The 14,657-nt window shown below is 55.4% G+C and carries 13 protein-coding genes; 6 read left to right on the top strand and 7 right to left on the bottom strand.

Annotated elements, in window-relative coordinates; translation table 11 throughout:
• The first annotated feature begins 159 nt into the window (after positions 1 to 159).
• Positions 160 to 1,338 (top strand): formate-dependent phosphoribosylglycinamide formyltransferase, encoded by a 1,179-nt coding sequence (purT, locus tag KTJ90_RS08055; RefSeq protein ID WP_033761624.1) that lies wholly within the window; start codon positions 160 to 162, stop codon positions 1,336 to 1,338.
• Between the two features lie 34 nt (positions 1,339 to 1,372).
• On the opposite strand, the gene KTJ90_RS08050 is transcribed toward purT, so the two are convergent.
• Positions 1,373 to 2,011: a bifunctional 4-hydroxy-2-oxoglutarate aldolase/2-dehydro-3-deoxy-phosphogluconate aldolase gene (locus tag KTJ90_RS08050; protein ID WP_499026201.1), complete on the bottom strand. Its 639-nt coding sequence runs from the start codon at positions 2,009 to 2,011 to the stop codon at positions 1,373 to 1,375.
• Positions 2,012 to 2,225: 214 nt separating this feature from the next.
• A complete protein-coding gene (gene zwf, locus KTJ90_RS08045; protein WP_003849222.1) occupies positions 2,226 to 3,701 on the bottom strand; it encodes a glucose-6-phosphate dehydrogenase in 1,476 nt (491 codons plus the stop codon).
• A gap of 363 nt (positions 3,702 to 4,064) precedes the next feature.
• On the opposite strand from zwf, the gene KTJ90_RS08040 reads away from it, so the two are divergent.
• The 3 genes from KTJ90_RS08040 (at position 4,065) to KTJ90_RS08030 (ending at position 7,810) form a co-directional block, all read left to right on the top strand.
• Positions 4,065 to 4,943 carry a MurR/RpiR family transcriptional regulator gene (locus KTJ90_RS08040; protein WP_499026199.1) on the top strand — a complete coding sequence of 293 codons (879 nt, stop codon included), beginning with the start codon at positions 4,065 to 4,067 and terminating at the stop codon, positions 4,941 to 4,943.
• A gap of 107 nt (positions 4,944 to 5,050) precedes the next feature.
• Positions 5,051 to 6,493: a pyruvate kinase gene (gene pyk, locus KTJ90_RS08035; RefSeq protein WP_003849220.1), complete on the top strand. Its 1,443-nt coding sequence runs from the start codon at positions 5,051 to 5,053 to the stop codon at positions 6,491 to 6,493.
• Between the two features lie 84 nt (positions 6,494 to 6,577).
• Entirely contained in the window at positions 6,578 to 7,810 is a 1,233-nt protein-coding gene (locus KTJ90_RS08030; RefSeq protein ID WP_003849218.1) for an MFS transporter, read from the top strand.
• A gap of 125 nt (positions 7,811 to 7,935) precedes the next feature.
• On the opposite strand, the gene lpxM is transcribed toward KTJ90_RS08030, so the two are convergent.
• The 3 genes from lpxM to znuA form a co-directional block, all read right to left on the bottom strand.
• Positions 7,936 to 8,910 carry a lauroyl-Kdo(2)-lipid IV(A) myristoyltransferase gene (gene lpxM / locus KTJ90_RS08025; RefSeq protein WP_499026196.1) on the bottom strand — a complete coding sequence of 325 codons (975 nt, stop codon included), beginning with the start codon at positions 8,908 to 8,910 and terminating at the stop codon, positions 7,936 to 7,938.
• Positions 8,911 to 9,035: 125 nt separating this feature from the next.
• Entirely contained in the window at positions 9,036 to 10,367 is a 1,332-nt protein-coding gene (gene mepM, locus KTJ90_RS08020) for a murein DD-endopeptidase MepM (RefSeq protein ID WP_003849215.1), read from the bottom strand.
• A 13-nt stretch (positions 10,368 to 10,380) separates the two neighbouring features.
• Positions 10,381 to 11,328, bottom strand: coding sequence for a zinc ABC transporter substrate-binding protein ZnuA (gene znuA, locus KTJ90_RS08015; RefSeq protein ID WP_003849214.1), 948 nt, complete (start codon positions 11,326 to 11,328; stop codon positions 10,381 to 10,383).
• Between the two features lie 77 nt (positions 11,329 to 11,405).
• Here znuA and znuC point away from each other — a divergent pair, with 77 nt between their 5' ends.
• Together znuC and znuB are read left to right on the top strand one after the other, a co-directional pair.
• A complete protein-coding gene (gene znuC, locus KTJ90_RS08010) occupies positions 11,406 to 12,161 on the top strand; it encodes a zinc ABC transporter ATP-binding protein ZnuC (protein ID WP_003849212.1) in 756 nt (251 codons plus the stop codon).
• Positions 12,158 to 12,943, top strand: coding sequence for a zinc ABC transporter permease subunit ZnuB (znuB, locus tag KTJ90_RS08005; protein WP_003849211.1), 786 nt, complete (start codon positions 12,158 to 12,160; stop codon positions 12,941 to 12,943). The genes znuC and znuB overlap by 4 nt, the downstream gene beginning before the upstream one ends.
• Here the strand turns inward: znuB and ruvB are convergent, their stop codons facing one another.
• Together ruvB and ruvA are read right to left on the bottom strand one after the other, a co-directional pair.
• Positions 12,944 to 13,948, bottom strand: coding sequence for a Holliday junction branch migration DNA helicase RuvB (ruvB, locus tag KTJ90_RS08000; RefSeq protein ID WP_140033327.1), 1,005 nt, complete (start codon positions 13,946 to 13,948; stop codon positions 12,944 to 12,946).
• Between the two features lie 8 nt (positions 13,949 to 13,956).
• A complete protein-coding gene (gene ruvA / locus KTJ90_RS07995) occupies positions 13,957 to 14,571 on the bottom strand; it encodes a Holliday junction branch migration protein RuvA (RefSeq protein ID WP_003849207.1) in 615 nt (204 codons plus the stop codon).
• Positions 14,572 to 14,657 lie beyond the last annotated feature (86 nt).

The raw sequence follows: 14,657 nt of genomic DNA, 5'->3' as shown, positions 1-14,657 counted from the left end.
CTCCTTTCAGGATGTCAGCCGTTATCCTGACCAAAAGGATGTCAGGAAACGTCAGAGCGGGAAAAGTACGGCAAAAAGCGGTGTCACATGGATGGAAGATGAGAACGCAAACGTTTTCGTTTATACTTGCGCGCGAATTTTGACTGCTTAGGGGAATGTATGACAACTCTCGGAACAGCACTGCGTCCGGCGGCGACGCGTGTAATGCTATTGGGTTCAGGTGAACTGGGTAAAGAGGTGGCGCTGGAGTGTCAGCGTCTGGGGGTGGAAGTGATCGCGGTTGATCGTTACGCCGATGCCCCGGCGATGCATGTCGCCCATCGCAGCCATGTGATTAACATGCTGGATGGCGCAGCCCTGGCTGCGCTGATAGCGGAAGAGCAGCCGGATTTTGTGGTACCGGAAATTGAAGCCATCGCCACGGATACCCTGGTTGAACTGGAGCAGCAAGGCCAGCGCGTGGTTCCGACTGCCCGTGCCGCACGCCTGACGATGAACCGCGAAGGCATTCGTCGCCTGGCGGCTGAAGAGTTGTCACTGCCAACTTCCTGTTATCGCTTTGCCGACAGCAAGGCGCGCTTCGACGAAGCCGCTGCAGAGATTGGCTTTCCCTGCATTGTGAAGCCGGTGATGAGTTCATCGGGTAAAGGCCAGAGCTTTATCCGCGACGCCAGCCAGCTTGATAAAGCCTGGGACTACGCACAACAGGGCGGTCGCGCCGGAGCCGGTCGCGTCATTGTGGAAGGAGTCGTCAACTTCGATTTTGAGATCACCCTGCTCACTATCAGCGCCGTCGATGGCATTCACTTCTGCGCACCGATTGGTCATCGTCAGGAAGATGGCGATTACCGTGAATCATGGCAGCCGCAGCAGATGAGTGAGCTGGCGCTGCAGCGGGCACAGGATGTTGCCGCAGAGGTCGTTAAGGCGCTTGGCGGCTATGGTCTGTTTGGCGTTGAGCTGTTTGTCTGCGGAGATGAGGTGGTGTTCAGTGAAGTATCACCGCGCCCACACGACACCGGCATGGTGACGCTGATCTCGCAGGATCTGTCTGAGTTTGCGCTGCACGTGCGGGCGTTTCTGGGTCTGCCTGTTGGCGGGATTCGTCAGTATGGTCCATCTGCTTCCGCCGTTATCCTGCCGCAACTGACCAGCCAGAACGTACAGTTTGTGAATGTCGAAGCAGCACTGGGTGCAGGGCTGCAACTGCGACTGTTCGGCAAGCCGGAGATCAGCGGTCAGCGTCGTCTTGGTGTGGCGCTCGCCAGCGGTGATAGCACCGAACAGGCGATTGCGCGTGCGGTTGCCAGCGCAGCCGCGGTCACGGTTCAGGGTTGACGTTATGCGGTGAGCAAATGCTCACCGCCATTACTTACTTCGCGCCTTCCACAGCTTCGCGTGCCAGGCGGGTAATGCGATCCCAGTTGCCCGCTTCCAGCGCATCGTTAGGCACAAGCCATGAACCCCCGATGCAGAGCACGCTTTTCAGCGCCAGATAGTCACGATAGTTGGCCGGGGAGATACCGCCGGTCGGACAGAAACGCACCTGCGGGAAAGGTCCGCCAATCGCCTGCAGCGCTTTAACGCCACCATTCGCTTCTGCCGGGAAGAACTTAAACTCGCGCAGACCGTAGTCCATACCCGTCATTAACTCAGAAACGGTGCTGATACCCGGAATCAACGGAACCGGCCCGTCAACCGCCGCTTTCAACAGCGATTCGGTGACGCCGGGGCTGATAACAAACTGCGCACCGGCATCGGTCACTTCCTGTAACTGCTGCGGGTTAATTACGGTTCCCGCACCAACGATCGCATCCGGCACTTCTTTGATCATCGCCCGTAAGGCATCCATCGCCACCGGTGTGCGCAGCGTCACTTCCAGCACTCTGACACCGCCCGCCACCAGTGCTTTCGCCATCGGCACCGCGTGTTCGAGTTTGTTCACCACGATGACCGGCACCACAGGTCCGGTGGTCAGAATCTGTTCAGCACTCGTTTTCCAGTTTTTCATCAGTTCCCCTTGCTTGATAACACCGGGATTATGACCCGGTCATGGAGCATCGGCTCCTGCCCTGTAAATTGCGTCACTACCATACATGATCCGCTTCCTGAGCGTCTATCACCCTGCGACCATTTTGAAACAGCAGTTCAATTTTATCTGCATGCTCTGGCCCGGTTTAACGGCGAAAAAAAAGCCCGCGTTGCGGGCTTTATCATCACTTTAGTTATTCAAATTCGTTCCACGACCGGCCATCGCGGGTGATCATCGCGACCGAAGCCACCGGACCCCAGGTGCCCGCCTGATACGGTTTGGAGGAATCGCCATCCGCAGCCCATGCTTCGATAATAGAATCGACATAGGTCCATGCGGCTTCCACTTCATCACGGCGCACAAACAGCGCCTGGATACCGCGCATGCTCTCCAGCAGAAGACGCTCATAAGCATCAGCGAGGTGCGACTGGTTAAATGTCTCGGAGTAACTCAGATCGAGCTTGGTGGTCTGCAGTTTGTGCTTGTGATCGAGGCCTGGCACTTTATTCAGGATCTCGATATCCACACCTTCGTCCGGCTGCAGACGAATCGTCAGCTTGTTCTGTGGCAGTTCTGAGTAGGAATCCTTAAACAGGTTCATCTCAGGGTTTTTGAAGTAAACCACAACTTCAGAGCACTTGGTCGGTAAGCGCTTACCGGTACGCAGGTAGAACGGCACGCCTGCCCAGCGCCAGTTATCGATATCGACACGAATCGCCACGAACGTCTCTGTTGCGCTCGTTTTATTGGCGCCCTCTTCTTCCAGGTAGCCCGGCACTTTTTTGCCCTGCACAAAGCCAGCGGTGTACTGACCGCGCACGGTTTTCTCACGTACGTTGGTCTGATCGATGCGGCGCAGCGAGCGCAGCACTTTCACTTTTTCGTCACGGATGCTGTCGGCGCTGAGATCGGACGGCGGCGACATCGCAATCATGGTCAGAATCTGCAACAAATGGTTCTGGATCATGTCGCGCATCTGGCCCGCTTTATCGAAGTAACCCCAGCGGCCTTCAATGCCCACTTCTTCGGCCACGGTGATCTGCACATGGTCGATGGTGCGGTTATCCCAGTTGTTGACGAAGATGGAGTTAGCAAAGCGCAACGCCAGCAGGTTAAGCACGGTCTCTTTGCCGAGATAGTGGTCAATACGGAACACCTGGCTCTCTTCAAAGTATTCGCCAACGCTGTCGTTGATCTCCTGAGAGGTTTCCAGTGAGGTGCCCAGCGGCTTCTCCATTACCACGCGCGCCGGTTTGGCATTCAGCTTCGCCGTGCCCAGGCCCTGACAGATCGCGCCAAAGGTGCTGGGTGGCATCGCAAAATAGTTGATGGTGGTGCGGTTTTTCTGATCCAGCATCTTGCCCAGTTTCGGGAAGTGCGTGGTGTCATTAACATCGAGGTTGCAGAAGTCGAGACGGTTGCTGAGTTTATCCCACAGCGCTTCGTCAATCTTCTCCTTCATGAAGGTTTCCAGCGCTTCACGTACCACTTTGGTGTATTCCGCTTTATCCCACTCAGCACGGCCGACACCAATAATGCGGGTTTCTTCATGGATCTGACCCGCTTTCTCTAACTGGTACAGTGAAGGCAACAGTTTACGGCGTGCAAGATCGCCTTTGGCACCGAAAATCACCAGATCGCATGCCTGGGCTATTTGTGTTACCGCCATTTTCCTCTCCTCGTTGCAGGATAATCCGGTGGTGATGCATCTTCTGCCACCGGGTCCAGGTTATTATTTTCTTTCAGCACAATGTACTTTTTTCCCTGCGCCAGGTAAACCGACTCGCCGGGTCAACCGCATTAACTCTGTACCGGATGTGCTAAACACGTGTGATGACACGTGCGGATTGCCGTTTTTTTCTGTTTCTGTTGGTGTCAGGAAAATCTGGCACCGGTCAAAGTATCCCAAAAAAAAGAGCAATCAACTTGTCAGCCGTTGCGCTTGCCAGGTGCTGGCGCGATATAGTCTCTGTTAATCGGCTCCTGCGACAGTGATAATTGAAATGATAAAAGTGATTATGGTCATCAGCTTATGAATATGCTGGAAAAAATTGAGGCGCAGTATGCAGCGCTGAGCAAAGCGGAAATGAAAGTCGCCCGGCAGATTCTGGCTGAACCGCAGGCGGCGATGCACTCCAGCATCGCAACACTCGCCGGCATTGCCGGCGTCAGTGAACCCACCGTGAACCGCTTTTGCCACCGACTGGGTGCACGGGGCTTTCCCGACTTTAAACTGCATTTGGCGCAGAGCCTGGTGAAGGGCAGCAACTGGGTCAGCCGGGGCGTTGAAGACCACGACACAGCAGAGAACTACAGCCACAAAATCTTCGACTCAGCGCTTGCAGGACTGCAGCGGGTGCGCGATCAGCTGAACAGCGCGCATCTGCAACAGGCGGTAACCCTGCTCGCGCAGGCCGATAAACTCGCCTTTTTCGGGCTCGGTGCGTCCGCTGTAGTGGCGCATGACGCTTTCACCAAATTTCTGCGTTTTAATCTGCCGGTCATCTGGTCGGACGATATTGTGATCCAGCGCATGAGTTGCATAAATAGTCGAGCCGGTGACGTATTTGTTCTTATTTCGCATACTGGACGCACAAAAAATATGGTAGAACTGGCTCGCCTGGCCCGTGTAAACGGTTCCACCGTTATTGCCATCACCTCTCCCGATTCACCCCTTGCTCATGAAGCAGCGATAGCTTTAGTGCTTGATGTACCGGAAGATACTGATGTCTATTTGCCGATGGTGTCGCGCCTGGCGCAGTTGACCGTGATTGATGTGCTGGCGACTGGTTTTACTCTGGAACGGGGTGCGCCCTTCCGGGAAAACCTGAAACGCGTGAAAGAGGCGTTGAAAGCGTCGCGTTACGAAAAGAACACCCTTCGGGAAAAGGATGATCAGCAAAAAAATTAACATCACATTTACAATGTGAGTCGTATCACAACCCATCGATCATATAGAATAGATAACCTTGCTGTGTCCACTGTCCATGACACGCTTAAATGTTTACGGAGTCCTCGATGTCAAGACGTCTCAGAAGAACCAAAATCGTTACAACCCTCGGCCCGGCTACCGATCGTGATAATAACCTGGAAAAAATCATCGCTGCCGGCGCGAACGTTGTACGACTCAACTTCTCTCACGGCACGCCAGAAGACCACCAGCTGCGTGCTGATAAAGTGCGCGAAATCGCGGCAAAACTGGGTCGCCATGTGGCTATCCTCGGTGACCTTCAGGGCCCAAAAATTCGCGTTTCAACCTTCAAAGAAGGCAAAGTTTTCCTGAATATCGGCGACCGTTTCCTGCTGGATGCCAATCTGGGTAAAGGCGAAGGCGATAAAGAGCGTGTCGGAATCGACTACAAAGGCCTGCCTGCAGATGTGGTGCCAGGCGATATTCTGCTGCTGGATGATGGTCGCGTGCAGCTGAAAGTGCTGGAAGTTCAGGAGATGAAAGTGTTCACCGAAGTTACTGTCGGTGGCCCACTGTCGAACAACAAAGGCATTAACAAGCTGGGCGGCGGCCTGTCGGCTGAAGCGCTTACCGAAAAAGATAAAGCGGATATCATCACCGCCGCTAAAATCCGTGTCGATTATCTGGCTGTCTCCTTCCCCCGCTGTGGTGAAGATATGAACCTGGCACGTCGCCTGGCGCGTGAAGCCGGTTGCGACGCCAAACTGGTGGCTAAAGTGGAACGTGCCGAAGCGGTTGCCAGCCAGGAAGCGATGGATGACATCATTCTGGCCTCTGACGTGGTGATGGTTGCGCGTGGCGACCTGGGCGTTGAGATTGGCGATCCGGAACTGGTCGGCATTCAGAAAGCGTTAATTCGCCGTGCCCGCCAGCTTAACCGCACTATCATTACCGCGACCCAGATGATGGAGTCGATGATCACTAACCCGATGCCGACCCGTGCAGAAGTTATGGACGTGGCAAACGCCGTGCTGGATGGTACCGATGCCGTGATGCTGTCTGCGGAAACCGCCGCAGGTCAGTATCCGGCTGAAACCGTTTCAGCGATGGCGAAGGTCTGCCTGGGTGCAGAGAAGATTCCAAGCGTTAACGTCTCCAAACACCGTCTGGATGTGCAGTTCGACAACGTCGAAGAAGCGATCGCTATGTCTTCTATGTATGCTGCGAACCATCTGCAGGGCGTGACCGCCATCATCACCATGACCGAGTCTGGCCGTACGCCGCTGATGACCTCGCGTATCACTTCAGGCCTGCCGATTTTTGCGATGTCGCGCCATGAACGCACCCTGAACCTTACCGCACTCTATCGCGGTGTCACGCCGGTGTTCTTCGACAGCAACAACGACGGCGTCGCTGCTGCACACGACGCGGTTAACCTGCTGCGTGATAAAGGCTTCCTGGTCTCCGGCGATCTGGTCATCGTGACGCAGGGTGATGTGATGGGCGCCACCGGCACCACCAACACCACCCGTGTGCTTCGCGTGGATTAATTGAGTCTGGGTTGACATTGTCGGTGTAGAATCAATGACGCGACTGCCAGGCAGTCGCGTTTTCTTTTCTGACAAGGAGGCAAGATGCCCCGTTTCCAGCCTATCAGCCAGCTTACCGGCCGAATTTTACTTTTTCCTCTGGCGTTAGTGCTATTCGAGTTTGCTACCTATATTGCTCACGACATGATCCAGCCTGGTATGCTGATCGTCACCAGTGAGTTCTCTGTTGGCCCTGAGTGGGTCTCTACTTCGCTAACCGCCTACCTGATTGGTGGTGTAGTGCTGCAATGGCTGCTGGGTCCGCTCTCTGATAAGTTTGGCCGGCGACCGGTGATGCTGTCTGGCATCCTGTTTTTTGCTGTCGCCTGCATGCTGACGCACTGGGTCAGCTCGATTGAGGAATTTGTCAGCCTGCGCTTCATTCAGGGCATCAGCCTCTGCTTTATCGGTGCAGTTGGCTATGCCGCGATCCAGGAAGCCTTTGATGAGGCGCTGGCGGTGCGGATGATGGCGCTGATGGCTAACGTAGCGTTACTGGCTCCGCTGGCAGGCCCACTGGCTGGTGCCGCCTGGCTCACTGTTGGCAGCTGGCGCAGCATGTTCTGGCTGTTTGCCGCCTGCAGCCTGGTCGCTTTTGTGGTGCTGTGGCGTGTGATGCCCGAAACTGCAGGCGACCGCAGTCATTCTATCGCCCTGCCCAATCTGGCGCGCAACTATGGCCGGTTAATGAAAGACCGTCTGGTGGTGTCTGGCTCTTTTGCGATCGGGCTGGTGTTTATTCCAATCCTCACCTGGGTTGCCCTTTCGCCGGTGATCCTGATGCATGATGAAGGTCTGTCACGCATGCAGTACGCCCTGCTGCAGCTGCCGGTGTTTCTGGCGATGATCGCCGGTAACCTGACGCTGAGTAAGCTGGCGGGACGGGTGCCGATTGAACAGCCGGTGAAGTTCGCCGCCTGGCCCATTCTGATTGGCCTGAGTCTTGCGCTGGCCGCAAGCCTGCTCAACAGTCATAGTTATCTGCTGATTACCGCCGGCCTGAGTCTCTACGCTTTTGGTGCCGGAATGGTAAATGCCGGGCTGTATCGCCTGACGCTTTACGCCAGTAATGAAGGTAAAGGTAGCGTAGCCGCGATGCTGGGTATGATCAGTATTCTGACGCTGGCGGTAGGAATTGAACTGGCGAAAAGTGGCTATTTCAGTGGCGGCACGCTGTGGTTCTGTCTGATTAACTTTATCAGCGGCGTGCTGTGGTTTGGGCTGGTTATTCTGTTTATGCGTGAGCGTAAACGCCGCAGCCGGCTCGAGGCGTTATAACAAGCTGCGCGGTCGTTTTTCTCAGACGGCGACCCTGGCCAAAGCGATGGAGCATAGGCCTAGTGCAAAGCATGCTCCGTAGCGCAAACTTCATGATCAAAAAAGGCCGCGAGAGCGGCCTTTATCTATTTGCGCGGATAAAGCTCTTTGCGCGAATAAGGTTCGATGTCACCCTCTTTGCGGGTTTTCAGCAGCTTGAGGATCCAGGTGTACTGCTCGGGATGCGGACGGACAAACACTTCCACCTCTTCATTCATCCGGCGCGCCAGCTGACGATCATCTGCTTCCAGCAGGTCATCCATCGGTGGACGCACATAAATCTCAAGCTTGTGCGCGTCGCTGTTATAAACCGGGAACAGTGGCACCACGCGGGCACGACACACCTTCATCAGTCGACCGACTGCAGGCAATGTTGCTTTGTACGTGGCAAAGAAATCGACGAACTCGCTGTGCTCCGGGCCATGATCCTGATCGGGCAGATAGTAGCCCCAGTACCCCTGCCGAATCGAACTGATAAACGGCTTAATCCCGTCATTGCGGGCATGCAACCGGCCTCCATAACGGCGACGTGCCGTATTCCAGGCATAATCCATCAGCGGGTCGCTCTGATTATGGAACATCGCCGCCATCTTCTGCCCTTCTGACGCCAGCAACATCGCGGGGATATCCACCGCCCAGCCGTGTGGCACCAGGAAAATCACATTCTGCTGGTCAGCCATCATCTGATCGATAATGTCACGGCCGTGCCACTCAACACGCTCACGGATACTCGCCGGATCGCGCAGCACCAGCTCGGTCATCATTGCCATTGCCTGCGGTGCGGTCGCAAACATCTCATCGACCAGCGTTGCCCGCTGCGCTTCACTCAGTTCCGGCAGACAATAATAGAGGTTAATCAGTGCACGGCGACGTGCACCCTTTGCCAGCTTACCGGCAAAACGGCCTAAACGGCCCAGCAGCGGATCGCGCACTTTCGGCGGTAAATAAGCCAGACCCGCCAGCGCACCAATTGCCAGCCAGCTGCCCCAGTACTTAGGTTTGAGAAAAGAACGTTCAAAAACGGGAATAAATTCAGTGTTATTTTTTTTACGGGTTTCCATGCACTCGCCTCAAGCAATGACCGGCTTATGATAGTGACGACCTGAAAATTTGCAATCATCCTGCGCCAGATAGCAAAAAACCGACGGAGATGCCGTCGGTTTTTGTGCGATTTGACGAAATTCGCTTACTTCAGACCCAGCTGAGGCAACCAGGCTTTCACCTGCGCCATATAATCACTGCGATCTTTGCCGGTCAGACCTTCCATGCGCGGCAGTTTCGCCGTTAATGGGTTAACCGCCTGATTGTTGATCCAGATTTCGAAATGCAGATGCGGGCCGGTAGAGCGTCCGGTATTACCTGACAGCCCGATACGGTCGCCACGCTTCACTTTCTCACCGGGTTTCACCAGCACTTTCTTCATGTGCATATAGCGGGTCATATACTGACGGCCATGACGGATAGCTACATAGTTACCCGCAGCGCCGCCGTTCTTCGCCACGACAACCTCACCATCCCCGACTGCCAGCACGGGCGTACCGATTGGCAGCGCAAAGTCGACGCCTTTATGCGGCGCAATGCGACCGGTCACCGGATTAAGACGACGCGGATTAAAGTTCGATGAGACACGATACTGCTTAACCGTCGGGAAACGCATAAAGCCGCGCGCCAGACCGGAGCCGTTGCGATCGTAGAACTTGCCATCTTCAGCGCGGAAGGCGTAATAGTCTTTCCCGCCGCTACGCAGGCGCACACCCAGCAACTGGCTCTGTGCACTCTTACCCTCCAGCATTTCGCGTGACATCAGAACGCTGAACTGGTCTCCCGCACGCAGTTTGCGGAAGTCCATCTGCCACTGCATCGCTTTAATGACGGCGCTGGCTTCGGCACTGCTCAATCCCGCCCGCATGGCGCTGGCGGCAAAACTGCCGCGCACTTCACCCTGCATTACGCTGTTGCGCCATTCACCCTTCTGCATCTCCGCTTCCATCTTAAAGCCACCCGATGGGGTGCGCTCATAGGTGCGGGTTTCGCGGCGGGAAATTTCCCAGCTCAGGGTTTTCAGGCCGCCATCATCATCCAGCGTCCAGCTCAGTTGCTGACCCACCTGCAGATTACGCAGATCCCGGTCGCTTACCACCAGCGCGTTAATGTCGCTGATGTCGATGCCATACTGATTCAGTGCGCTGCTCAGGGTATCGCCGGATGAGACGGTGTAGTCGTGAACCCCAGCCGTTTCCGGCGCGTCGGTGTCCACATCGTCCGCTGGCAGCTCTTCGTCCGGTTCCGGTGTGCTTTGATCGATCGGCTCACTGGCTTCCGGCAACAGCGTGCGGAGGGTGTTCTTATCCAGCTCAATGTTTTTAACGATGGGCGTCACATCATCCGTGGGATGATAAACGTAAGGCCGCCAGACAGCGACGGCCAGAGTGACGACAGTTAACGATCCCAGCATTACGCGGTGGGGGCGCGGCAAATTATTAAATGCGAGGGCGACAGAGCGGGCTATCTGCTGCACTTTTACCTATTCCTCATGCTCCATTCAGGCAGCTTTCATACTGGCTCGACAGTTGTGAGAGGAATTTCACATAGCTGTCTTTGGCTAAGCTGATGTCTGTGCCCAGAGGATCGAGTGTGCCTTTACGCACCTGCGTTCCACGGGAGACAGCATCGATGACTGCTGGCCTGAATTGTGGCTCAGCAAAGACGCAGACCGCCTTTTGCTCAACCAACTGTGTTCGTATCTGGTGTAAACGCTGAGCGCCCGGTTGAATTTCAGGATTGACGGTAAAGTGCCCGGTGGGCGAAAGACCGTAGTGCTTTTCAAAGTACGTGTAAGCGTCGTGAAAAACGAAATATCCTTTATTTTTAACCGGAGCAAGTTGTGCGCTAACGCGTTTGTCCGTGTCCGCCAAAGCTACCTCAAACTGCTGTAGGTTGGCGTCAAGTTTGGCTTTATCTTGCGGCATAAGTTCCAATAATTTTCCATGGATTGCAACCGCGGTTTTGCGCGCAATCTCTGGCGACAACCACAGGTGCATATTAAACTCGCCGTGATGATGGTGATGAGCATCTGCGTCCTGATCTTCGGATTTTTCCGCTGCATGTTCCTCTTCATCTTCACCACCGCTAATCAATAACGGTTTTACCCCGTCGATGTTCACCATGGCGAGGTTTTTTTGGGCTGGAAGTTCGGCTGCAGATTTCGCCATAAAGGCTTCCATTTCAGGCCCGACCCAGACAACTAAGTCCGCGTTTTTTAAGCGTTTTGCATCAGAAGGTCGCAGGGAGTAATCGTGTTCAGATGCCCCGTCCGGCAGCAGCACTTCTACCGGCGTGACGCCATCGGCGATGGCCGCAGCGATAAAACCTACCGGTTTGAGTGAAGCCACGACATTTGCCTGGGCAGGAAGGGTTAATAAAGCTGAAACAGTTAAAGCCCCTAAGGCGAAAATTGCGCCCTTTTTATTGTGTAACATATTGCGTCATTCCATCGTGACCATGAGGTGGAATGTGATATTATAACATTCGAAATTCTGTGCAACCTGTAAATACTATGACCCCACTTGTCACACTCGATAACGTTTCGATAAAGTTTAACCAGCGCAATGTGCTGTCTGGCGTCAGCCTGACCCTGCAGCCTGGTCGCATCCTCACTCTGCTGGGTCCCAACGGTGCCGGTAAATCAACACTGGTGCGTGTGGTGCTTGGCCTGCTTGCCCCGACGTCCGGTTCCGTTCAGCGTGATCCCGGCCTGCGTATTGGTTATGTCCCTCAGAAGCTGCACATCGATCCTACTCTGCCGGTAACAGTAGAGCGTTTTATGCGCCTGACGCGTGGCAGTAAAAACGCGGAGATTCTGCCGGCCCTGAAACGGGTGCAGGCGGGCCACCTGCTTCATTCGCCGCTGCAAAAACTGTCGGGTGGGGAAACTCAGCGTGTGCTGCTGGCCCGCGCGCTGCTGAATCAGCCTCAGCTGCTGGTGCTTGATGAGCCAACGCAGGGTGTGGATGTGAACGGTCAGGTTGCGCTGTATGACCTTATTAATCAGTTACGCGTGGAACTGAACTGCGCCGTGATGATGGTCTCCCACGATCTGCATCTGGTCATGGCAAAAACTGACGAAGTGCTGTGCCTTAACCACCACATCTGCTGTTCCGGTACCCCGGAAGCGGTCTCGCAACATCCGGAATTCATCGCGATGTTTGGCCCGCGGGGCGCAGAAGAGCTGGCGATTTACCGTCATCATCATAATCACCGTCACGACCTTCAGGGACGTATCGTTTTACGCAAAGGACAGGGTTCATCATGATTGAGTTGCTATTACCGGGCTGGATAGGCGGTGTGATGTTAGCGCTGGCTGCCGGTCCGCTGGGTTCGTTTGTGGTCTGGCGCAAGATGTCCTATTTCGGCGATACCCTGGCGCACGCCTCTCTGCTCGGGGTGGCATTTGGCCTGCTGTTAAATGTGAATCCTTACTATGCGGTGATTCTGGTCACGGTCTGCCTGGCGCTAGGCCTGGTCTGGCTGGAGCGTCGTCCGCATCTGGCTATTGATACCCTGCTGGGCATTATGGCGCACAGTGCGCTGTCGCTGGGTCTGGTGGTGGTCAGCCTGATGAAGAACGTGCGCGTCGATCTGATGGCGTATCTGTTTGGCGACCTGCTGGCGGTCACACCCGACGATCTCTGGATGATGGGTGGCGGCGTGGTGATCGTGCTGCTGGTGATGGCGTGGCAGTGGCGGTCGTTGCTGTCGATGACCATCAGCCCGGAGCTGGCGCAGGTCGATGGCGTCAATATCCAGCGTACCCGGTTGGTTCTGATGCTGGTCACGGCGCTGACAATTGGGGTAGCGATGAAGTTTGTCGGTGCGCTGATCATCACCTCACTGCTGATTATCCCGGCGGCGACCGCACGCCGTTTCGTGCGCTCACCGGAAGGCATGGCGGGCGTCGCGGTGGTCATCGGTGTGATTGCCGTCACCGGCGGTCTGACCTTCTCCGCGTTCTACGACACGCCTGCCGGGCCGTCGGTTGTGCTCTGCGCTGCCATCCTGTTTATCTTCAGCATGGTACGCAAACCAGCCATGTAGTTACTCTTCGCGCGTCATACCGAAGTGACGATAAGCATGCTGCGTGGCCATCCGGCCACGTGGTGTGCGCTGAATGAAGCCCTGCTGAATCAGGAAGGGTTCAATCACATCTTCAATGGTTTCCCGCTCTTCACCAATGGCAGCAGCCAGGTTGTCCAGCCCCACCGGCCCACCCATAAATTTGTCGATGATCGCCAGCAGCAGTTTACGGTCCATATAATCGAACCCTTCGCTGTCAACGTTAAGCATATCCAGCGCGCTGCTGGAGACTTCACCGCTGAGATCACCGTTTGCCCGCACTTCTGCGAAGTCACGAACGCGACGCAGCAGGCGGTTGGCGATACGCGGTGTGCCGCGTGCGCGACGGGCGATCTCTAATGCCCCTTCATCACTCAGCGCCAGGCCCAGACAGGCGGCACTGCGACCCACGATATGCTGCAGATCTTTAACCTGATAGAACTCCAGACGCTGCACAATGCCAAAACGGTCGCGCAGCGGCGAGGTCAGCGAGCCAGCACGCGTGGTGGCACCAATCAGCGTAAACGGCGGCAGATCGAGTTTGATTGAACGCGCAGCCGGGCCTTCACCAATCATGATATCCAGCTGATAATCTTCCATCGCCGGGTAGAGTATCTCTTCCACTACCGGTGAGAGGCGATGGATTTCATCGATAAACAGGACGTCATGGGGCTCAAGGTTGGTCAGCATCGCCGCCAGATCGCCCGCCTTCTCCAGCACCGGACCGGATGTGGTGCGCAGATTGACGCCCATCTCATTGGCCACGATGTTGGCCAGAGTGGTTTTACCCAGCCCTGGTGGACCGAAGATCAACAGATGATCGAGCGCATCGCCGCGCAGTTGCGCTGCCTTGATGAATATTTCCATCTGCTCACGCACCTGCGGCTGACCGACATATTCGGTCAGCATCTTCGGGCGAATCGCGCGGTCAATAACCTCTTCTTCGCTGATACTGGCAGCGGAGATCAGGCGGTCGGCTTCTATCATGACTTACCTCAAATGGCGGCGCGTAGCGCTTCGCGGATCAGGGTTTCGCAATCCGCATCCGGTCGACCGACTTTACTGATCATACGGCTCGCTTCCTGCGGTTTATAACCCAGTGAAACCAGCGCTGCAACCGCTTCGGATTCCGCATCATTGGTTTCCGGCTCGGCGCTCGGCGTGGTGAGCGTAAACGCAGAATCGCCGCCAAACAGGTCGCCGTGCATCCCTTTGAAGCGGTCCTTCATCTCGACCACCAGTCGCTCAGCCGTCTTCTTGCCCACACCGGGCAGTTTAACGAGTGATGCGATCTCTTCTTTCTCGACGGCAGTCACAAACTGCTGCGCCGACATGCCGGAGAGGATCGCCAGCGCCAGCTTGGGCCCGACGCCATTCACTTTAATCAGTTCGCGAAACAGCGCGCGCTCCTGCTTGCTGTTAAAACCAAACAGCAACTGCGCATCTTCACGCACCACAAAATGGGTAAAAATCACCGCTTCGTGCTGAAGTTCAGGCAACTCATAAAAACAGGTCATGGGCATGTAAATTTCATAGCCGACGCCGTGTGCCTCAAGCAGCACCAGTGGCGGCTGCTTTTCCAGAATATTGCCCCGTAAACGACCTATCACCTGAATGCTTCCTTAACTAAAGAATGTGGCGGATTTTATAACATAAAAAAGGCTGGATGAATATCCAGCCTGAGAGTGAGACCTGA

The sequence above is a fragment of the Pantoea jilinensis genome (assembly GCF_019104105.1).
GTDB lineage: Bacteria > Pseudomonadota > Gammaproteobacteria > Enterobacterales > Enterobacteriaceae > Pantoea > Pantoea eucalypti.
The sequence above is the reverse complement of the archived record's forward strand: the minus strand, read 5'-3'. Positions and strand labels throughout refer to the sequence as shown.

Coding starts and splice junctions, on each gene's coding strand:
- purT (WP_033761624.1), top strand. CDS start 160: ATGACAACTCTCGGAACAGCACTGCGTCCGGCGGCGACGCGTGTAATG.
- KTJ90_RS08050 (WP_499026201.1), bottom strand. CDS start 2,011: ATGAAAAACTGGAAAACGAGTGCTGAACAGATTCTGACCACCGGACCT.
- zwf (WP_003849222.1), bottom strand. CDS start 3,701: ATGGCGGTAACACAAATAGCCCAGGCATGCGATCTGGTGATTTTCGGT.
- KTJ90_RS08040 (WP_499026199.1), top strand. CDS start 4,065: ATGAATATGCTGGAAAAAATTGAGGCGCAGTATGCAGCGCTGAGCAAA.
- pyk (WP_003849220.1), top strand. CDS start 5,051: ATGTCAAGACGTCTCAGAAGAACCAAAATCGTTACAACCCTCGGCCCG.
- KTJ90_RS08030 (WP_003849218.1), top strand. CDS start 6,578: ATGCCCCGTTTCCAGCCTATCAGCCAGCTTACCGGCCGAATTTTACTT.
- lpxM (WP_499026196.1), bottom strand. CDS start 8,910: ATGGAAACCCGTAAAAAAAATAACACTGAATTTATTCCCGTTTTTGAA.
- znuA (WP_003849214.1), bottom strand. CDS start 11,328: ATGTTACACAATAAAAAGGGCGCAATTTTCGCCTTAGGGGCTTTAACT.
- znuC (WP_003849212.1), top strand. CDS start 11,406: ATGACCCCACTTGTCACACTCGATAACGTTTCGATAAAGTTTAACCAG.
- znuB (WP_003849211.1), top strand. CDS start 12,158: ATGATTGAGTTGCTATTACCGGGCTGGATAGGCGGTGTGATGTTAGCG.
- ruvB (WP_140033327.1), bottom strand. CDS start 13,948: ATGATAGAAGCCGACCGCCTGATCTCCGCTGCCAGTATCAGCGAAGAA.